General features: G+C 47.6%; 18 protein-coding genes. 12 read left to right on the top strand and 6 right to left on the bottom strand.

Translation table 11 applies throughout. The features are described 5' to 3' along the window. The first annotated feature begins 248 nt into the window (after positions 1-248). Together pdaA and FGT79_RS24465 are read left to right on the top strand one after the other, a co-directional pair. Positions 249-1,010: a delta-lactam-biosynthetic de-N-acetylase gene (gene pdaA / locus FGT79_RS24470; protein ID WP_425465046.1), complete on the top strand. Its 762-nt coding sequence runs from the start codon at positions 249-251 to the stop codon at positions 1,008-1,010. Between the two features lie 147 nt (positions 1,011-1,157). Further along, a complete protein-coding gene (locus tag FGT79_RS24465; RefSeq protein ID WP_138755469.1) occupies positions 1,158-2,381 on the top strand; it encodes an MFS transporter in 1,224 nt (407 codons plus the stop codon). 51 nt (positions 2,382-2,432) lie between these two features. On the opposite strand, the gene yhbH is transcribed toward FGT79_RS24465, so the two are convergent. Then, the gene (gene yhbH, locus FGT79_RS24460) at positions 2,433-3,587 is read right to left on the bottom strand and encodes a sporulation protein YhbH (RefSeq protein ID WP_138755468.1); all 1,155 of its coding nucleotides are present in this window, start codon (positions 3,585-3,587) and stop codon (positions 2,433-2,435) included. A gap of 261 nt (positions 3,588-3,848) precedes the next feature. Further along, entirely contained in the window at positions 3,849-5,096 is a 1,248-nt protein-coding gene (locus FGT79_RS24455) for an MFS transporter (RefSeq protein ID WP_138755467.1), read from the bottom strand. Between the two features lie 206 nt (positions 5,097-5,302). On the opposite strand from FGT79_RS24455, the gene FGT79_RS24450 reads away from it, so the two are divergent. Beyond that, positions 5,303-6,475, top strand: a complete 1,173-nt coding sequence (locus FGT79_RS24450; RefSeq protein ID WP_138755466.1) for an exonuclease SbcCD subunit D — start codon at positions 5,303-5,305, stop codon at positions 6,473-6,475. After that, positions 6,475-9,567, top strand: a complete 3,093-nt coding sequence (locus FGT79_RS24445) for an AAA family ATPase (protein WP_138755465.1) — start codon at positions 6,475-6,477, stop codon at positions 9,565-9,567. The genes FGT79_RS24450 and FGT79_RS24445 overlap by 1 nt, the downstream gene beginning before the upstream one ends. Positions 9,568-9,636: 69 nt before the next feature. Here FGT79_RS24445 and FGT79_RS24440 read toward each other — a convergent pair whose 3' ends face one another. Beyond that, positions 9,637-10,134, bottom strand: coding sequence for a hypothetical protein (locus FGT79_RS24440; protein ID WP_138755464.1), 498 nt, complete (start codon positions 10,132-10,134; stop codon positions 9,637-9,639). A 64-nt stretch (positions 10,135-10,198) separates the two neighbouring features. Here FGT79_RS24440 and FGT79_RS24435 point away from each other — a divergent pair, with 64 nt between their 5' ends. Beyond that, positions 10,199-10,591 (top strand): DUF423 domain-containing protein, encoded by a 393-nt coding sequence (locus FGT79_RS24435; RefSeq protein WP_138755463.1) that lies wholly within the window; start codon positions 10,199-10,201, stop codon positions 10,589-10,591. A gap of 144 nt (positions 10,592-10,735) precedes the next feature. Further along, a complete protein-coding gene (locus FGT79_RS24430) occupies positions 10,736-12,634 on the top strand; it encodes a putative bifunctional diguanylate cyclase/phosphodiesterase (RefSeq protein ID WP_246096602.1) in 1,899 nt (632 codons plus the stop codon). An 88-nt stretch (positions 12,635-12,722) separates the two neighbouring features. On the opposite strand, the gene FGT79_RS24425 is transcribed toward FGT79_RS24430, so the two are convergent. Then, positions 12,723-13,268: a hypothetical protein gene (locus FGT79_RS24425; RefSeq protein ID WP_138755462.1), complete on the bottom strand. Its 546-nt coding sequence runs from the start codon at positions 13,266-13,268 to the stop codon at positions 12,723-12,725. Positions 13,269-13,432: 164 nt separating this feature from the next. On the opposite strand from FGT79_RS24425, the gene FGT79_RS24420 reads away from it, so the two are divergent. Then, entirely contained in the window at positions 13,433-13,738 is a 306-nt protein-coding gene (locus tag FGT79_RS24420; RefSeq protein WP_138755461.1) for a YunC family protein, read from the top strand. Between the two features lie 81 nt (positions 13,739-13,819). On the opposite strand, the gene mtnA is transcribed toward FGT79_RS24420, so the two are convergent. Continuing rightward, positions 13,820-14,872 (bottom strand): S-methyl-5-thioribose-1-phosphate isomerase, encoded by a 1,053-nt coding sequence (gene mtnA / locus FGT79_RS24415; RefSeq protein ID WP_138755460.1) that lies wholly within the window; start codon positions 14,870-14,872, stop codon positions 13,820-13,822. Between the two features lie 26 nt (positions 14,873-14,898). Beyond that, on the bottom strand, positions 14,899-16,107 hold the full coding sequence (mtnK, locus tag FGT79_RS24410) for an S-methyl-5-thioribose kinase (RefSeq protein ID WP_138755459.1): 1,209 nt from the start codon (positions 16,105-16,107) through the stop codon (positions 14,899-14,901). A gap of 144 nt (positions 16,108-16,251) precedes the next feature. Between mtnK and FGT79_RS24405 the strand changes: the two genes are divergently transcribed. The 5 genes from FGT79_RS24405 to sufU all read left to right on the top strand — a co-directional run bounded on the left by FGT79_RS24405 (position 16,252) and on the right by sufU (position 20,870). Further along, entirely contained in the window at positions 16,252-16,836 is a 585-nt protein-coding gene (locus FGT79_RS24405) for a DUF1802 family protein (RefSeq protein WP_138755458.1), read from the top strand. A 284-nt stretch (positions 16,837-17,120) separates the two neighbouring features. Further along, positions 17,121-17,900 (top strand): Fe-S cluster assembly ATPase SufC, encoded by a 780-nt coding sequence (sufC, locus tag FGT79_RS24400; protein WP_138755457.1) that lies wholly within the window; start codon positions 17,121-17,123, stop codon positions 17,898-17,900. Between the two features lie 21 nt (positions 17,901-17,921). Further along, on the top strand, positions 17,922-19,229 hold the full coding sequence (gene sufD / locus FGT79_RS24395) for a Fe-S cluster assembly protein SufD (RefSeq protein ID WP_138755456.1): 1,308 nt from the start codon (positions 17,922-17,924) through the stop codon (positions 19,227-19,229). After that, a complete protein-coding gene (locus FGT79_RS24390) occupies positions 19,226-20,452 on the top strand; it encodes a cysteine desulfurase (RefSeq protein ID WP_138755455.1) in 1,227 nt (408 codons plus the stop codon). Before sufD ends, FGT79_RS24390 begins: the two co-directional genes overlap by 4 nt. Further along, positions 20,439-20,870 (top strand): Fe-S cluster assembly sulfur transfer protein SufU, encoded by a 432-nt coding sequence (sufU, locus tag FGT79_RS24385; RefSeq protein ID WP_138755454.1) that lies wholly within the window; start codon positions 20,439-20,441, stop codon positions 20,868-20,870. The genes FGT79_RS24390 and sufU overlap by 14 nt, the downstream gene beginning before the upstream one ends. The last annotated feature ends 22 nt before the right edge of the window (positions 20,871-20,892 follow it).

The raw sequence follows: 20,892 nt of genomic DNA, 5'->3' as shown, positions 1-20,892 counted from the left end.
GGGACGTAGCTCAGCTTGGTAGAGCACCTGGTTTGGGACCAGGGGGTCGCATGTTCAAATCGTGTCGTCCCGACCATTAATTAAACTAATGATCGACATATAAGCCGTTATTCGAGTGAGTCTAACCGACTTGCAGAATAACGGTTTTTTTGTGCATATATAGGGAAACATAAGCGCAGTATACCGGTAGACACTGTATTTTCCAAGGGAAAAGGAGGTTAATGCTGTTGCGTTTAAGAATACGTGTTATGACATGGTTTGTCTTCATTATATGCGCGCTGTTTCCCATTACTGCGTATGGACAGCCTGGCGTGTATCATTTCGGGTTCAAAAAGAGTGTAGAGGGGCGGTTGCCCTCGATTGATGAGGAAGGTTTCAAATCCATCGTTACGAAGCATGGTGCCTTATTCCTAGGCAATACAAGCCAGAAGGAGTTGTACCTCACCTTTGACAATGGGTACGAGAACGGCTTCACTCCACGTATTCTAGATGTACTGAAGGAGAAGAAGGTTCCTGCCGCTTTTTTTGTAACCGGTCATTATGTGAAGGATCAACCTGAGCTCATCAAGCGAATGGCAGCGGAAGGGCATATTGTAGGCAATCACTCTTGGAGCCACCCGGATATGTCACAGTTATCAGAGAGCATGATGAAGACGGAGCTTGATAAAGTAAAGGAACAAGTTGCGCTGCTTACCGGACAGCAGGAGATGAAATATCTACGCCCGCCAAGAGGTATATTCAGTGAGCGAGTGCTTGCCGCGAGCAAGCAGCTGGGATACACGAACGTATTCTGGTCTGTAGCCTATAAGGATTGGGATGTGAACGCGCAGAGGGGTTCGCAATATGCATTCAGCGAGGTTGTTAAGCAGCTTCATCCCGGCGCTATTATATTGCTGCACTCGGTATCGAAGGACAATACGGAAGCTTTAGCCAGAATTGTAGATGAAGCAAGTCGTCAAGGCTATGTGTTCAAAAGCTTAGATCAGCTCATGTCTTCCGAGCTGGATTAGAAAGTAATGGAATAGGCTTTAGCCCTCAAGAGGGTTAAGGCCTATTTGTAGTTTCATAATAAAGAGAGTGGTATGAATATTCATTACTGCGGCAATGTGAGATATAATGAATGATGAAAATGATGAGAAAAGCAAGGAGTTAATTTTATGGGAAATATGACGCTGCTGCGTGAGCCAAAGCAGCGAAAATTGTTAGTAAGCGCAGGCTTTAGCTGGCTGTTCGATGCGATGGAGGTCGGCATGATCTCGTTCATCGTAACGGCGCTTGCTGTGGAATGGCAGCTAGGTGCTCAGCAGGTAGGCTTGCTGATGGCAATCAACTCAATTGGGATGGCAGTTGGAGCGGCTGTTGCCGGCTTGCTGGCGGACCGATATGGCAGACGAGCGATCTTAATGTGGACGCTAATTATTTTCTCCGTTGCAAGCGGGTTGTCCGCTTTGGCGGTGGGGTATGCGATGCTCTGCGTGCTGCGGTTCGTTGCAGGCTTCGGGCTTGGCGGAGAGCTGCCTGTTGCTTCGACGCTTGTGTCGGAGTCTATGCCTGCTGCTGAGAGAGGCCGTGCTGTCGTGCTGCTGGAGAGCTTCTGGGCAGGCGGCTGGATCTTGGCAGCACTGATCTCTTTTTTTGTTATACCGCATTACGGCTGGCGGCTGGCCTTCGTGATTGGCGCATTGCCTGTTTTTTATGCGCTTTACTTGAGAAGGACGATTCAGGATTCACCAAGCTATAAAGCTCAGCAGGGCATGAGGCTTTCCCTTAAGGAGCGAGTGGGATCAATCTGGTCCATGAGAAACCGGAGAGCTACGATTATGCTTTGGATCTTGTGGTTCACAGTCGTCTTCTCTTACTATGGGATGTTTCTGTGGCTGCCTTCTGTCATGGTGTTAAAAGGATTTGATCTGGTCAAGAGCTTCCAATATGTGCTCATTATGTCGATTGCCCAGCTGCCGGGCTATTTCACGGCTGCGTATTTCATTGAGAAATTCGGACGCAAGTTCGTGCTTGTCACGTTTCTTCTGCTGACTGCCTGCAGTGCGCTATGGTTCGGGAATGCCGAGACGGAAGGGGCATTGATTGCCTCCGGTATCTGTTTGTCCTTCTTCAATTTGGGGGCATGGGGAGGCATGTATGCTTATACGCCTGAGCTTTATCCGACCGCAGTTCGCGGAACAGGGACGGGCTTCGCGGCTTCCTTCGGGCGAATTGGGGGTATCATCGGCCCCTATTTGGTAGGTATGCTCGTTGCGGGCAAAACGGACATCACGTCGATATTTATCATTTTTTTCGTTACGATTATTATCGGGGCTATGGCTGTTTTGTTTCTTGGCAAAGAAACGAAAGGTATTGATCCAGATAAAGACCTCGTATGAAGTGTGAAAATCCCGCCCAGCGGCTGCTGCCGCAAGGCGGGATTTTCTTTTTTAGGTGCCGGCTACTTGCTTGGAAAAGAAGGTTTTGAGCGCCTTATACACTTCACCTTTTTCCTTAATAACCGAGTACATGAATTTTTTATGGCTGATATGCTTGTATGCCGACATAAGCGTACTGCTGCGATTATACTGGTTAACCTCACCATATCCGAACATGTTGCTGCGCTCCATCAGCTGTCCGATGAGCTTGACACATCGCTCGTTATCAGAGGTCAGATTGTCGCCGTCTGAGAAATGGAACGGGTAGATGTTCCAATTGGCGGTTGGATAACGACTATCGATGACATCAATAGCTTTCTGATACGCAGAGGAGCATATCGTTCCGCCGCTCTCACCACGGTTGAAAAATTCTTCTTCCGTAACCTCTTTGGCTTCTGTATGATGTGCGATAAAAACGATCTCGACATGCTCGTATTTGCGCCGCAGAAATCGCGTCATCCAGAAGAAGAAGCTGCGTGCGCAATATTTCTCGAACGAGCCCATGCTTCCCGACGTATCCATAAGCGCGAGAATGACTGCATTCGATTGTGGCTTTACGATTTCATTCCACGTTTTGTAGCGCAGATCATCTGGCGAAATACCGCCGATGCCAGACTTTCCAGCATTGGCATTGCGCCGCAGGTTTTCAATTAACGTTCGCTTCTTATCGATATTGGACATAATGCCTTTCTTCCGAATGTCGTGAAAAACAATTTCGGTCGATTGAAGCTGATCCTTCTGTTTCTGCTCTAGATTCGGGAGCTCCAGCTCCTCGAACAGCATATCCTCGAGCTGATCAATGCTGATTTCGGTGTCTACGACATCATCGCCTGGCTGGTCGCCGGCATCCTGTCCTTTGCCCGGCCCTTTGGCCGCCTGCGGGTCAACGCCTAATACGTCGCCTACCTGCGAATCACCATCGCCTTGTCCGACATGCTGCTTCTTGTTGTAATTGTATATAAAGTGGGATTCGTCGAGACTTTTAATAGGAACCTTAATCGTACGCCTTCCATCTGACAAAACAATGCTTTCATCAGAAACCAGATCGGGCAGGTTTTGCTTAATTGCTTCATGCACCTTCTCCTGATGCCGCGCTTGATCCTCATAGCCTTTGCGGTGGAGCGACCAATCTTCCCTTGATACAACGAACAGCGGCTCTGACTCCATTACGCTCACCTCATTCCAAGTAAGTTAAAGCTAGGGTATGCAAGACACCTAAGCTGATCTTCACTAATTTCTTGTCTGTTACTCAATATATTCAAGAGTGCAGAGGTTATGTGAACGAAAATTAGTCCAATGCTTGTAATCTAGCGACACGTTGGCACGACTCTAGCATGAGTATTCCAACGATGCTAGCGGGTGTGCGAAAAAAAAACAAGCCCCGAGTCATGCTGTATAAGCATGACTGCGGGGCTTGGCTGCAAGGTGTTACCAGACTTGTTTCGCGCGTCTTAACATGCGATATAGAACGAGGGAGGTAACGGAGCAAAGCAAGGCGCATGCGCCAATGAATAGATAGCCGCCCTGCAAGCCTGCTACGAGGCTCTCATGGGTGCTGCCGCTGCCTGCTGCAAACAGCCGCTTGGTCCACTCGATTATACCTCCAATGGCGAAATTCCCGATTACGCTCGCAATACCCATTAAAGTAACCGTGAATGTGATTGCCGTATCTGCGTTTCTCGGGTAACGCTTCGCCAGCAAGGCCATGACTGTTGGGTAGATAGGCGCTATGCCGACTCCGGCCAAGGCGAATAGGAAAGCGCCGGGCTCGCCGATCACAATCGCAGCTACGGAGCATATTCCGGAGAAAGCTGACATGATAATGAGCGACATGGTATAACCAATTTTATCGGTAATGGGACCAAGCACCAGCCGAGCCATCATAAAGCAGAAGAAAAAGGCAGATAACATTTTGGAAGAGGAATCATTGCTCCAGCCGTATGCTTTCTCTAGAAAGTTGACAAGCCAGCCGCCGACGGCAAGCTCCGATACTACGCCGAATGACAGCACTGCAACGATCATCCATGCGACTTTGTCTCGGGCAAATTCCTTGAGCGAAACGGGCTCATGCTGCTGTTCCTCCTTGCTCTTGTAACGGGCTAGCAGATTAGGCAGCATTGGCAGAATAGATAAGGCAAGCATAAGCATATACATGCCGCGCCAGCCAAGCTGCGAGCCGAATACATCAACGCCCATCAGCCATGCGGCAATAATTGGAGCAAAGGTTGAGCTGAGTCCATAGAAGAAATGAGCCAGATTCATCATTGTGCCCGTATTTTTGACGAAGATTTTGGCTGCGAGAATCGCAAGCGCAATTTCCAGCATGCCGTTTCCAACGTACATAAGGAAGTAGGCAGCGGACAAAGTCGTATAATTAGCAGCAAAATATATACATATTCCGGATATAGCCATAGATCCAAATGCGAGGGAGAGCGTAAGCTTCATTCCTGTCCGATTGGATAGCCAGCTGGTAAAGCTGCAAGCAAGCAGGTAGCCTAGTGAATTAAATGCAAGCAGGATACCAATTTGAAGCTCATCAAGCTTTAAATCGCTCTGCATTCGTGGCAGGGCAGGACCTTTAATATTTTCAGAGAAACCGAAGATAAGAAAACCACCGAATACGACGAGAAGCAATAAAACATAGTTTTTTGAAATGAGAGCAGATGTGCGTGACAATGTGGTGAACCTCCGATTAGCAAGAATGATGAAGGCAAAGCATGAAGCTTGGTTAACTTTATCGCGGTTTGCTGCAATACGCAAGCATGATCGTATCCATTCCACTAGGCTATGCGATAGATGCAGGCAAATGGTAATATAAAAGGTAGACAAGTATGCATAATTTGAATGCAATTCGTTGTGCGAGGAAAGGATGTTTGGAACGAATGAAATTATTTCATACAGCGGACTGGCATTTAGGCAAGCTCGTACAAGGCGTTTATATGACAGCGGATCAGCGTTATGTTCTGGAGCAACTGCTGCGAGCGATCGAGCAGGAGCGTCCAGATGCGGTTATTATTGCGGGAGATCTCTATGACAGAGCGGTTCCGCCGACGGAAGCTGTCGAGCTTCTGGATGAGCTGCTAAGCCGAATTGTAGTAGATATGGAGATACCTGTTTTGGCTATATCTGGCAATCATGACAGTCCTGACCGTATCAACTTTGGTACGAAAATGATGGAGAAGCGCGGCTTGTATTTGGCCGGTCAGCTGCGAGAGGTCATTGAGCCAATCGTCCTTCGAGATGAACATGGCGAGGTTCATTTTCACTTGGTTCCTTATGCAGATCCCGCACAGGTTCGCTATGCGCGTAAGGATGAATCGATTAAGACGCATGACGATGCTATGCGTTCAATAACGGAAGGGATTATCGCAAGCATGGCAGTGGGGGCTCGTCATGTGTTTATCGGACACGCTTTCGTTACGGCGACAGGTGAGCCCGAGCAGAATACGAGTGATTCGGAGCGCCCATTGTCAATTGGCGGGGCGGAGCATGTGAGTGCGGCTTATTTCGAACCTTTTCACTATACGGCGCTCGGTCACTTGCATCAGGCTCATTTCGTCAAAAACGATACGATAAGATATGCGGGCTCGCCGCTCAAATATTCGATCTCGGAAGAGCATCATGCGAAGGGATACTTCGTTATTGAGCTGGACGCAGGCGGCGTCTCAAAGATTGAGAAGCGTGAACTGAAGCCGCTCCGCAATATGCGGCGAATTGCTGCTTCTATTGAAGAAATCGAAAAGCATCCTGTGAACGATGACTATGTATTCGTTACACTTCTTAACGATAACCCCGTGCTGTTTCCGATGGAGAAGGTGCGTGCAGTATATCCGAATGCACTGCATGTCGAGCGCCGTACGATCATGTCGAGCAACTTGGCTGCTTCAATGAAAAGCAATGATTCAAGTGCTGCGGTGAGAAGACGTGAAGCAGACCCGATTGATTTGTTTGCTGCCTTCTATCAGGAGGTTAAGGGGCAGCCGCTTGCTGAAGGGAAGAAGAAGTTGTTCGCAGATACCTATGCAGAGCTGCTGCGCGAGGAAGGAGGGGCCTAATGAGACCGATTAAACTGTCAATGACCGCCTTTGGCTCTTATCGAGACACGGAGACGATCGACTTCTCCCAATTGGAGCATCGGCGCTTGTTTGTTATATCCGGCAATACGGGGGCGGGCAAAACGTCGATTTTTGATGCGATATGTTTTGCGATTTATGGAACGGCAAGCGGAGAGGATCGTGCGGATTCGCGTATGCTTCGCAGTCATTTTGCCGCTGAGGAAACACATACTTCCGTTCAATTCGAATTTGCATTAGGAAGCAGAAGCTATATGGTGATCAGGCAAATGCCTCATCGCAAGGGAAACAATAAGAGTGAAACTGGCGGCAAAGCAGAATTGTATGAAATGACTAACGGAGAGGCCGTTCCTGCTGTTGATCGGTTTATCGTCTCTGATGTGAATGCTCGGCTGGAGCAAATTATCGGCTTGACTAAGGAGCAGTTCAGCCAGATCGTTATGCTGCCGCAGGGTGAATTTCGCAAGCTGCTAACCTCTGATACAGATAACAAGGAAGAAATTTTGCGGCGAATCTTCCGGACGGAGCTGTACGAACGACTGGAGAGTCGTTTCCAGCAGAAGCATCGTGCGCTTCAAGACCAGTTAAAGGAAGCGAAGGCTTCGGAGCTAGCTTATTTGAAGCAGGTTCAGGAGTCTCTCCCTGTGCGGGAAGAAGGCCAGCTTGCCATTACACTCAAGCAGGAGGTATACAGCTCGGGGCAGGTGATGGAAGGACTGGAGCAGGAGCTCGCGTACTATACCAGACTTGCAGGTGAAGCAGAATCGCAGAAAACCTCTCTTGCGGAGCGAATTGATGCTGAAGAAACGAAGCTGCGTTCAGCTGTCTCGATTAACAGCAAGCATGAGGAGCTTGAACGGAAGCAAAGCCAGCTTGAGCAGCTAAAGTTGCAGAGCAGCAGCTATGAGCGTAAAGAGGTACAGCTAGCGCTTGCAGAGAATGCTGCTCACATAACGCCTTACAAGGAGCAGGCAGAACAGGCTGCCCTAGACGAGTCCTCCCGAGCAAGCGAACTGGCTATCCGGCTGGCTGAGCGGGCAAGCGCTGTAAGTGAGCAGGCGATTTCTGATGAGCGGTACGCTGAGGAGGAGCGGAAGGGAGATGAGCGTCGGGAGGCTGAGCGCGAGCTTAATCGATTGCTCGAACTCGTTCCTGTCGTCCAGACACTGGCAGGTCAGCAGCAAGCGATTGAACGGCTCGAGCAAGCGGAGAAGGCATGTGAAGCTAAGCTTGCGCAATTGGAAGGTGAGCTGGCTCAGCTTCGAGAGACGCGTCAATCTTCTCAAACCCTTATAAAAACGATGGAGTTTGAGACAGCTGAACTTGCTCAGAAGCAGGACGAGCTTCGCTTGGTGGAGCAGCAAGGAAAGCAGCTTAAGCGCTTGGTGGATGTAGAAAAAGAAATGGCAAGAATCGCTCAGCTCGAGAAGCAGTTCGCAGAGAGCTTCAACAAAGCGAAGCAGGAGCATGATCGTCTAGAAGCAGCTTGGATAGAAGGCCAGGCTGCGCTTCTATCCGCACATCTGCATGATGGCAAGCCCTGCCCGGTATGCGGAAGTGAGGAACATCCATCTAAAGCGGAAATAGGGGCTGAGGTTCCAAGCAGGCAGCAGCTGCAAGAGGTTAAGGCGCAATTAGCTGTGGTGGAGCGGGAATGGCTAGAGGCGCGCGCGCAATCGTCAGCGGCTCGTGCGACAAGGGAAGAAGGTGCGCGCGAGCTTGCCGAAATTGGCTTGCAGGCTGTGATGCTTGAGGAGCAGCGCGCAGAGCTGGTCAAGCAATGGCGAGTATTGAAAGAGGCAACGGATAAGCTGCTGCTGAAAGCCAAGCAGCTGCCGGAGCTTAAACAGCAATATGAGCGTCAGGAACAACTGCTAGATAAACAAATGTTGGTAAAGGATGAGCTTCAGCGTGAGAGGCAGAAGCTGGCAATCGAGAAAACCTCACAGCAATCCGTTCTGCAGCAGGAGCTCACAAGAGTGCCAGAATCGCTGCGCACGCCTGAGCGTTTGAGCGTTAAGCTGGCTGAGCAGCAAACCGTGTCGGAGGCTCTCCAGAGAGCCTGGGCTGGCGTACAGGAGCAGCTTCAGTTGGCAACGGCGAAGCTGGCAGAACATAACGCATATGCTTCACAAGCAGAGAAGCAGGCGCTGGAAGCGCAGGCTGGCAAGCAGAAAGCAGAGCAGAGGCTGCTCGAGGAATTGACGAGTGCGGGCTTTGCAACAGCAGCGCACTATAGTGAGGCAGTATTGCCTGTCCCAGCAAGAGAACAGCTGAAGGTGGATATTGCTGCATATCGAACGCTGGTTTCGTCTAGCATGCAGCAGCTTGTTGAGCTTCAAGGGGAGCTTGCTGGCAAACCGCGTACAGATCTATTGCTGCTGGAGGAGTCGCTGTCCATGTTCAAGCGGCAGTTGGAGCAATTGCTGGCTGATGCTCAGAGCGCATGGCAGTCAGCTCAAACAACAGAGCGGCTGTCAGTCTCGATAAGCCGGGCAACTGACCGAGTGAAGGAGCTGGAAGGAAAGCTTGAGGAAGTCATGGACGTATTCCATATGCTGAAGGGCGATAATGCATTAAAAATTTCGTTCGAGCGCTACATCCTCATCGAGTTTTTGGAACAAATTCTTCAAGCAGCAAATGCGCGGCTATACGATTTGTCAAACGGCCAATTTTCTCTACAGAGAAGTGAACGGCTGGAAACAAGAGGCAAGCAAAGCGGGCTCGGTCTGGATGTGTACGATGCCTATACAGGGCAGAATCGTGACGTTAAGACATTATCTGGCGGTGAGAAGTTCAATGCTTCCCTGTGCTTGGCGCTTGGCATGACGGACGTTATTCAATCCCATATGGGCGGTATAATGATCGAGATGATGTTTATCGATGAGGGCTTCGGGTCGCTTGACGAAGAATCACTGCAGAAGGCCATTGCAACGCTCGTTGACTTGCAGGAGGCAGGAAGGATGATTGGTGTGATCTCGCATGTGCAGGAGCTGAAGGATGCGTTCCCGGCATGCCTGGAGGTCAATAAGACGAAAGAAGGCTTTAGCCGCACCCGAATGGTTGTGAAATAAAGGGAATAAAAAAGTCTGCTTCAAGCGCTCCTGCGAGGCTGAAGCAGACTTTATCAGAAAGCGGAGCTATTAAGCTAAGTTAGCTGCAATTGCGCCTACGCCGCCTATTAAAAGGCTGATGCCGCCGATGATAACAACAACATTAAGTACAATGCCAATGACGCCGAATAGTCTGCGGCGTTTGCTGGAGCAAGCTGCAATGATAGCAAGTATTAGACCTACAAAAGAGATAAAGCCTGCCCCGAATATACAGACGATAGCAACGACCAATGAAGCAAATACCGTTTCTCCAAGCTCTTCGAAAGCTGCCTGTACGGCTGCGGTGTCTTCGGGGTCTGTAATGATCAAGTTGGAATCTGCCAGTTGGCTGGTGAAGCTGCTGCCGGTGGCAAAGGCAATGATGAGAAGCACAACAGCTGCTAGGCCGATGATGAAGGAAGCAATACCGAGACCAGATTGTTTCTTCGGACCTGAGTCAATGATTGGCTCATTCGAGAAAATCGGCTTTGATTCGAATGGATCATTAGGCGTGGGCTGGTTTGGGATGTTATTCGATTCATTATCCATATATATCGTCTCCTTTACTAATTACGGTAAAATTATACACAAACTTGAAAGGATTGAAAACTACATGTTTCCAAAATATTTTACGATAGGTGCAATAAATGCCGCAATAGCTGTTGCTCTCGGAGCTTTCGGTGCGCATGGACTTGAAGAGAATTTGACTGAGCATTACTTGAAAATCTTCGAAACAGGTGTGAGATATCACATGTATAGCGCGCTTGCTCTAATGCTCATCGCGTTATTCTCCAAGCAAATTGAGGCAGGAAAGCTAGTGCAGAATGGTGGACGACTCATTCTGACAGGAATGATTATTTTCAGCGGCAGTCTCTATATTCTTTCAATTACTGGCTTTAGCAAGCTTGGCATGGTGACGCCTATTGGCGGAGTAGCGATTCTTGCAGGATGGACATGCGTCATTATTGCAGCTATGAAAAACAAAAGTAATATCCGAATTAAATGACATTAAAAGGAATGAAGAAGCAATATTAGGCATGAGAAGTGCCTAATATTTAGCTTTAGTAAATATTTCTATACCAGAGGGCACACATCGTTTATAATAAAGCAAACACTCACTTGACTCGAAGTAGAGGAAGGACGTTTGTGCGTGAAGAAACGGATGGATGGTTTTCCTAATCAAATGAATCAGCAGCCTATTAAGCAAGCAGTTAACGGTTCAGTGATTATTAGTTGTCTGCTTACAGCACTTGCATTAGTATGGATCAGTGTATCTGTACTGCTTATTTCTAACATCATGTACAAATGGACCGCTGCAGCGATAGCTGCATCGCTGTTCGTTACGGCTATAATCGTTTATATCAAGAGAAGTACAGCATTCAGTTTTCAGAATTATCATACAGCAATTGTAGAGACGCTGCTCCGCTCGGATGCGGTACCGCTTGCTGTATTAGATAAAAACGGGAATTTTATGGAAATGAATGAAGCCTCGAGCCGCACGCTAGGCTATCACCGTTCTGACCTCATTGGAGAACCGATAGACCGGATCGTTGACCCTGGCAGCAGGCAATTACTGAATGAGACCTTCGAGAGTGCTCTCCTCGGCGAAACGAAGCAAATCAATATCAACGTTACGCATGGCTCTGGATTTCCACTGGAACTACAAGTCGTATGTTCGCCTATGATTCAAGAGGATGAAGTGATTGGAACGGTTGTCATCAGCCAAGATTTAAGCGATCGGAAGCGGAATGTGGAACGGATTCGCTATATGGCTTATTACGATGATATGACAGGATTGCCGAATCGAACCTTATTCCAGATGAAGCTGACTGAAACACTCGCAAGAGCAAAGGAAGAGGAGCGGGTAGTCGGTATTTGTTATTTGGACTTGGATCGTTTTAAACTCGTGAATGCCTCATTTGGACGTGAATTCGGCGACATTCTGCTTATGCAGGTTGCTGAAAGACTAAATCGCGACTTCACAGAAAATGATTTCGCAGCTCGAATGGAAGGCGATGAGTTTGCCTTATTGTATTGCAATGTTCAGTCGGAGAAACATTTGCTCGAGTTGTCCAGACAGTTATTGAAAGCCATTGAAGAGCCATATGAGCTCAGCGGATTCCCCTTACATATTACGGCAAGCATAGGTCTTGTCACGAATCGCGAGGAAAATGATGATAGCTACGCTTTGATTAAGAAGGCGGATATGGCGCTCGTCAAGGTGAAGGAAAGCGGTAAAAACGATTGCTTGCTTTATTCGGACAGCTGGAGCAACTCGTCGCTGGAGCGGCTCACACTGCAGCATGAAATGTACCGTGCGATTCAGCGCAGCGAGTTTATTCTTCATTATCAGCCGCAATATGATTTGGTAACCGGAACGATGGTTGGCGTTGAGGCGCTTGTTCGTTGGGAACACCCGCTGAAGGGGATGATTCCGCCAGGAAGTTTCATTCCATTAGCTGAAGAGAGCGGGATGATCGTTCAGATTGGCGATTGGGTGCTCGAAGAGGCTTGCCGTCAGAACAAAGCTTGGCAAGAAGCTGGTCTTCCTGCGATACCAGTGTCCGTTAATCTATCGATTAGACAATTCGTGCAGAATGATCTGGCGAGCAAAGTTTCCGAAGTACTCCAGAAGACTGGACTTGATCCTAAGTATCTTGATCTTGAAATTACAGAGTCCATGACGATGGATGTCAGCCATGTATCCAGGTGCCTATTAGACTTAACGGATCTAGGAGTCAATATCAGCGTAGATGATTTCGGAACAGGTTACAGCTCTTTTCATTATTTGAAAAACTTCCCGATTGATCGATTGAAGATCGATCGCTCTTTTGTACGCGATATTCAACAGGATCCAAGCGATGCCGAGATCGTGGCGGCAATCATCGCGATGGCTCACAACCTGAATATTCAAGTGATTGCAGAGGGCGTTGAGACTGAGGGTCAAATGGAGTTTCTCCGCAAGCACAAATGTGATGAGATGCAAGGATTTTTCTGGAGCCCGCCAGTATCGAGCGAGAACATTGAACAAATGCTTGCGGCAAGCTAAATATAAAGAGAAGAAGGTGTTTCAGAGGCCCCTCGCCTGTGAAACACCTTCTTTTTGTTACAATGAAGCTCATTCCACCAATAGCTGCTTAGTAAAAAAAATCTTCGATCTCATTCAATCGAAACGTATAGACTTGTTTCTCATCAACATGATAGACGGTAATGATATTCTCAGCCTCATCTATGTTAATGATTCTGCAAGGTATATTTAGCTTTATGCCAAGTCCCTTATTCACAATCAGTCTAATCAATGTGTTGTTTTTCATGATCGCTTTTATTCGGTCAAAATAGCTTAGCTCGTCTAAAGCTTCAGTTGAAGGCTTGTCTGACTTTTTGGCAGACTTTTTAGTTTCTTTTTTGTCACTATCAACAGCAGCAGCTTGATTCGTAGTGGTAACGTTTTCAGTCGAATTCGGCTCAACAGGGATATCAATAATTGCAGTTGCATTCATTTTTCGTTGATCAATTTGATCACCTAGCTGAATACCAGATAAAATGCGGAAATCAGCATAACCTGAACGATTAAGTGAGTGGAGCAGTTGTTCCAGCGCTTCCGCATTGTTTTTAGCATCTACAAGCACTTCAATGTTAAAAACAAAAGAATTTTGGGTGGGGGATGAGCTTTGTTTTTCCATAGGACCTCCGAACTGTTTGATGTAGTACTAATATACCACTAATGAGAACAATAATGTACAGCCATAAATGAGCATTTAACCAACACTGTCAAAATATTTATCGCATATACTGAACTTGCAGTGCAATGCCTCTTATTATGCGGTTTGAAGGGGGTGGATCCAAAATGATGCGGATGGTTCCGTTCACGCTTGAGAATGGAGAAACCGTGCTTGGCGTCGAAGTGAAGCTGCCCAAGACGACGCTGCTGGCTATTATGACAGACAAAGGATATATTATGTGCGGCGCGCTGGACGTATCACTGCTTAATGAGCGTCTTAGGGACCGAGAAATTTTGGCCGGGCGGGCTGTCGGCGTGCGAACGCTTGAAGAATTGCTGGCTGCTCCTTTGGAGTCGGTTACAACAACCGCTGAGTCAATTGGTGTCGTCGTCGGCATGAAAGGCTCAGATGCGCTGCAATTAATGCTGTAGATCAAGAAGCTAAAGAGCCCTATTCCTCCTTGCCGGATCTATAACCGCGAGGGGATTAGGGCTCTTTGTCATTGAAGTCAATTAGTCGAACAGTTTGCGAAGATTGACATCATACGGAGCCTGGACGATGCCTTTCTCGGTAATAATGGCTGTTACATATTCATTAGGCGTAATGTCGAAAGCTGGATTGTACACTTTGATGCCTTGCGGCGCAGTACGTTTGCCGAAGCCTTCTGTAATTTCTTCCGCATTCCGTTCTTCAATAGGAATCTCAGAGCCAGTAGGTGTATTCAAATCGATTGTGGATAGCGGGCTGGCAACATAGAATGGAATACCATGTGCTTTGGCGAGAACAGCAACGCTGTACGTACCGATTTTGTTAGCTACATCGCCGTTCGCTGCTACGCGGTCTGTACCGACGATAACCGCATCCACCCAGCCTTTGGACATAATCATCCCTGCCATGTTGTCGCAGATCAAGGTGACATCAACACCTGCCTGCTGTAATTCGAAGGCTGTGAGGCGTGCTCCTTGAAGAACGGGACGAGTCTCGTCAGCGAATACGCGAAGCGTGATTCCGCGTTCAAGAGCCAAGTAGAATGGAGCAAGCGCAGTACCGTACTTGGCTGTGGCCAGGCCTCCGGCATTACAATGGGTAAGAACACCCATGTCATCCTTGAACAGCGAGAGCGCGTGTTCACCGATCATTCTATTCGTTTCCTCGTCCTCGCTTTGAATGGCAATGGCTTCAGCGAGTAGAGCGGCTTTACTTGCTTCAAGACTAAGGCCTTGTGCTGCATAGTCTGCAGCAGCAGCCTTCATGCGATCCAGCGCCCAGAATAAGTTGACGGCAGTAGGTCGTGATGTTGCTAAATATTCGGCCTGTTTAATAACTTCCGCAAGCCATGCTTCTGTCGATTGCTCATTTCGGCTGCCGAGTACGACTCCATATGCGGCAGAAATACCGATTGCAGGGGCGCCGCGAACCTTAAGATGGCGGATGGCTTCCCATACATCCTCAGCAGTCAGTAAGGATAAGTATACAATTTCCTCTGGCAGTAGCCGTTGATCGAGCAGGTCGAGCCTGTCCTCAGTCCAAATGACCGATTGCAAGCCAGCATAGTTTGTTGTCATGATGTCAAATCCTCTCTATCCATTCATTAATTTACTTGTGACAATGCAGTATCGATAACCTCTTCGATAGATTTCGCCTTACGATTGTTCAATATGAGCGATGTGCCAATGGCAAGCGCAAGCCGCTGAGCCTTTTCTTTCGCCGCTGCATCAGGAATACGATCGACATCGATGACATGCGAGAGTCCGACAATGCGGCGCACGATTTTGCAGCCGGCAAAACCGATTGCATCCTGAAGCACGCGATTCATGTAGTACTCCTGATAATCAGGAGTGGACGATGCAAGGCGATCAAGTCCATGTTCGTTCCACAGCTTGCGGAACTTCTGGTCAAACAAATTCCATACATCGCGAATCGTATCTGTTAAGTATAAACGGAAATCCGCACGTTTGTCAGCGTCTGCAATCCAATGCTCTTGACCAGCAAAGTTTAACAGCAAGTTTGAAATGACAGCGCCGATATCGAAGCCGATTGGTCCGTAATACGCGAATTCTGGATCAATAACCTTCGTAGATTCAGGCGTAACAAATACGCTGCCTGTATGCAAATCTCCATGAAGCAGCGCTTGCGCGTTTGTTAGAAACTTATCGCGCAGGATAGCAACTTCCAGATGGAGCTGTTGGTTCTGCCAAAGCGCTTCGGCAGCATCACGAATAGCAGGATCAAAGCTGTTGTTAGGCGAATCGGTATAAGGATCGTCGAAAATAAGGTCTTCAGTTATTTTGCACAGCTCTGGATTGATAAACGCTTTTACTTGCAGCTTCTTGTCCTGCTGGTTCATGCCCAAATCGGATGTGAAAAACAAAGTGCGAGCGATGAATGTTGAAATATCATCCGCGAATTTCGGATATCGCGTGCCTCCGATTAGACCATGACGCATAATAACATGATCGCTAAGATCCTCCATAATGGTCAAATAAAGCTCAGGATCATATTTATAAACAGTAGGTACAAGTCCTGGAGCAAGCTTGCTCTCAAGTATGAGCTTCTCGCTCTCAATCCGTGCACGATCCAGAGTAAGCGGCCAAGACTCGCCTACAACTTTAGCATAAGGCAGTGCTTGTTTCATAATTAGGCTCTTGCCACTGACAGAGTCAGTAATGTGGTAAACATAGTTTAAGTTGCCGTCACCGATTTCGCGGCTGGATAATACGGCTCCGCTCGGGAAGAAGCCCTCAAGTGATAATGCTATTTCTTTCGCTTCTTGTTCAGTTAATGCATGATATGCAGACATGGCTGTCCACCTCCGGGATATAGTTGTCGGGCAGCAATGCCCAGTATTCATCTCAACATAGTATAATGTATATTTTTTCGCCTTGGAATAGTTTCGTTTGATATAATATGTTCAATTATAGACTAGATGGATGGGGGAAGTATAATGGACTCACAAAATGAGCAACAAAATATCGCTCTGAAGGAATGGGCGGTCAGTGTTAAAGCGCTTGCGGAGGGAAAACAAATTATCGTTATGCGAAAAGGCGGCATCATTGAAGAAACACGTGATTTTCAACTGATCAGCCCTAATTTCTATTTGATGCCGGCATACGAGCATCAGAAGAAGCATCTACTGAAGGCTGAATATGCTGATGAATTGGACGAGACTCTTGTAGGATGGTCCTCGGATGTAGAAACAGTGAAGCTTGCCGCGTATGCCGAAGTCGTTATGGATATTGAGGTTACTGATCAGCTCACGCTTGATCGTTTGCGTGACCTTCATATATGGACAGACGCTTTCGCGGAGGAGAGACTGCGTTGGAAAAAGACGAAGCCGCTTCATGTACTGGTGCTTCGTGTCTATCGCTTGGAGACTGCTGAAGAAATACCGAATGTTCCTGCTTATAATGGATGCAAATCTTGGGTAAGACTGGAAGAAGAATTAAAGCCGAAGGCGAGAATTCCGGTACTGGACGAGGATGCTTTTCAAGCGGAACTAGATAAGATTAAGGAAGCGCTTGGCCTCTAATGCAAGATGGCAGATAAGAACGAAATGTTCCAATTGAGAATAGCGGCAGTGAACGGAACTATTTTCAGAAATAAAATAGTTGAAGCAAGGGGTTGATCTTTAACGTTTTTTAAGCGCTATTAATTGACACATTCCGTGCGAATAGCTCATCTCGCATTGATTTATAACAAAAACTATATTAAAATGATTATTGAGAATCATTGAGAATCACTCTATAATAGAAAGTCTGTTCTATGTAGTTGTGACTGAGCGAATTAAACCAACCTTGGAGGGATCAGCATATTATGGCAACGCATTTTGTCATCGAAGGCCTGAAAGCGGCTATCGAAGGAAAAGAGATACTTAAAGGAATTAACCTTGAAATTAAAGGTGGAGAAATTCATGCGATTATGGGCCCGAACGGAACAGGTAAATCTACACTGGCATCCGCTTTGATGGGACATCCTAAATATGAAGTAACAGAAGGCACAGCACTGCTTGACGGTGAAGACATTCTAGAAATGGGCGTTGATGAGCGTGCGCTTGCTGGCTTGTTCCTAGCTATGCAATACCCAAGTGAAATTCCAGGCGTAACGAATTCTGACTTCCTGCGCAGTGCTTTGAATGCGCGTCTTGGCGAAGGCAATGAAATTTCGCTCATTAAATTTATTCGCAAAATGGAAAGCAAAATGAAGGAGCTTGAGATGAACCCTGAGTTCGCTCACCGTTACCTGAACGAAGGCTTCTCCGGCGGCGAGAAAAAACGGAATGAAATTCTTCAAATGATGCTGCTTGATCCAAAAATCGTTGTTCTTGATGAGATCGATTCCGGTCTTGACATCGATGCACTTCGTATCGTATCGCAAGGCGTTAACGCTATGCGTTCAGAAGATCGCGGCTTCTTGATCATTACTCACTATCAGCGGTTGCTTAACTATATTACGCCAGATTTCGTACATGTTATGATGCAAGGCCGTATCGTTAAATCCGGTGGCCCTGAGCTTGCAGAGCGTCTGGAAAACGAAGGTTATGATTGGGTTAAAGAAGAACTTGGTATAGTAGACGAAACGGTCGGTCAGGCTTAAGCAGAGAAGGAGGCATAACGGATGAGTACACAATTAACTACTCCGACAAACCGCCAAGCTGCTGAAGCACTGGCACGCAGCAAAGGCGAGCCGAACTGGCTTGTCGAGCTGCGCGGAGAATCAGCTGATCTAGCTGGAACACTTGGCTGGCCAAAACCGGAGAAGGTTCGAATTGAACGTTGGAATTTGACGGCAGTAGGCAGCTACGAGCAGCCGACAGCGGTTAGCGGGATTAACGAGCTTCCTGAGGTAGTTCGCGAATTGATTACAGAAGGTACGGAGAACTTGCTTGTTCAGCGCAATTCTGGCATCGTTTGGAATCAGTTTTCTAGCGATTATGCAAGCAAAGGCGTTATATTCACAGACCTAGAAACCGCGTGTAAAGAGCATGGCGATCTCGTTCAGAAATATTTGTTCCAAGCAGTAGCAAAGGACGAAGATAAACTGACGGCGCTGCAAGCGGCGCTTTGGAATGGCGGAGTATTCATCTACGTTCCTAAGAATGTAGAAGTTGAGCTTCCGCTGCAGGCTATTTTCTACAATGATCAAGCAGAGGCAACTTTCGCTCCGCACATTCTCATCGTTGCTGACAGCAACAGTCGGGTAACTTATGTGGATTGCGTAGTGTCTGAGCCAGGGGCAGCAAGTGCTCCGTTCGTACATCCATCTATTGTTGAAGTGTTTGTTAAGCCAGGCGCACATGTTCGATTCAGCTCTATCCATCATATTGGTGAGACAGGCGTGGATATGTCGATTCGCCGTTCGGTTATCGAGAATGATGGTCGTATGGAATGGATTATCGGGGACCTGAATGATGGGAATACCTTGTCCGATACGAAATCCATTCTGAAAGGAACAGGATCTACTTCGGATGCTAAAGTCATAAGCGTTGGCAAAAACGCTCAGCAAAACAGCTTGACGACTCAGGCCGTTCATTTCGGCAAAAGCTCGGACAGCAACATGGTAACGCGTGCGGTTATGAAGGACTCCGCATCGGCTATCATTAATGGTATTACGAAGATTGAAAAGGGTGCAACGAAAGCAAACGGCGTTCAAACCGAGAAAGTGCTTATGCTGAGCCCGAAAGCTCGCGGCGACGCTAACCCGATTCTACTTATAGATGAAGATGATGTTACAGCTGGTCACGCGGCAAGCGTTGGGCAAGTTAACCCGGAGCAGGTCTACTACCTGATGTCGCGCGGCATATCTAAGCAAGACGCTGAACGTTTAATTATTTACGGCTTTTTGGCACCGGTCGTATCGGAAATTCCAGTCGAGGCGGTTCGCGGTCAACTTCAGCGTTTGCTCGAAAGGAAACTTGAGGGATGAATATAAATGCGATTCGGGAGCAGTTCCCGATATTGCATCAAGAAATAAACGGGCATCCGCTCGTTTATCTGGACAGCGCGGCATCTTCACAGAAGCCGCGCTCCGTCATTGATGCGGTTAATCGGTACTATGAGCTGGATAATGCGAACGTTCATCGCGGCGTGCATACACTTGGTTCCAGGGCGACTGATGCCTATGAGGGAGCGCGCGAGAAGGTAGCGAAATTTCTCAATGCAGGAGCGCCTGAGCAAATTATTTTCACGCGCGGGACAACGACTGCACTGAATTTAGTAGCATCCAGCTATGCCCGTTCGATGTGCAGCGAAGGCGACGAGATTGTGATTACTCAGATGGAGCATCACAGCAACCTTATACCTTGGCAGCAAGCTGCAAAGGCGACCGGAGCAACATTAAAGTATATTCCAATGCAGCCTGACGGCTCGATAACATTGGAGGATGTTGAGAAAACGATCACGCCGCAGACAAAGGTTGTGTCCGTTACTTTTGTATCCAATGTACTCGGACTTATCAATCCAATCAAAGAAATTACACAAATCGCCCATCGCAACGGTGCAGTAATGGTCGTTGATGGCGCTCAGAGCACACCGCATATGAAAATCGATCTTCAAGATTTGGATGTGGACTTCTACGCGTTTTCCGGTCATAAGATGTGTGGTCCTACGGGCATCGGTGCATTATATGGCAAGAAGGCGCTTCTTAATAAGATGGAGCCGATTGAATATGGCGGAGAGATGATCGATTTCGTTGATCTTTACGAGTCTACTTGGAAAGAGATTCCATACCGCTTCGAAGGCGGAACGCCGATTATTGCAGGTGCAGTTGGACTTGGTGCAGCAATCGACTTTTTGCAAGAAATTGGACTAGACGAAATCGATCAGCATGAGAGACGTTTAGCAGCGTATGCTTATGAAAAGCTCGCTTCGCTTGATGGCATTGCTTTGTATGGTCCTAAACAGAATCGGGTTGGACTTGTTACCTTCAATCTGGAGGATGTGCATCCGCATGATGTTGCAACGGTGCTTGATTCCAAGGGTATCGCGATACGTGCAGGCCATCATTGCTGCCAGCCGCTCATGCGTTGGTTGAATGTCTCGGCTACGGCTAGAGCGAGCTTTTACCTATATAATACAGAAGATGACATTGACCGCTTAGCCGATGCCTTACTACAAACAAAGGAGTTCTTCGGTCATGCAATTGGATGATTTATATCGCAGAGTTATAATGGATCATTACAAAAACCCTCGGAATCGTGGAACGCTGGATGATGAATCCGTTACGATCAACTTAAACAACCCTACCTGTGGTGATCGAATTTCGCTGCAGATGCAGGTCGTTGAGGGAAAAGTGACGAATGCGAAGTTCAGTGGTGAAGGCTGCTCGATCAGCATGAGCTCCGCTTCTATGATGACTGAGGCTGTCAAAGGTAAAACATTCGATGAGGCGCTGGCTATGGCTGAGAAATTCTCAGCTCTAATGAAAGGCGAACCGGTTGAATTCGATGAATATGAGGAACTCGATGCACTTTCAGGTGTAAACAAATTTCCTGCACGGATCAAATGCGCGACGCTCGCGTGGAACGCTTTGCGCAAGGGCATCGAACAGCAGCAAGAATCACATTAAAACGAGATTGAAGAGGAGCGTG

The organism is Paenibacillus sinopodophylli, from assembly GCF_005930355.1.
Taxonomy (GTDB): Bacteria; Bacillota; Bacilli; order Paenibacillales; family Paenibacillaceae; genus Pristimantibacillus; species Pristimantibacillus sinopodophylli.
The sequence above is the reverse complement of the archived record's forward strand: the minus strand, read 5'-3'. Positions and strand labels throughout refer to the sequence as shown.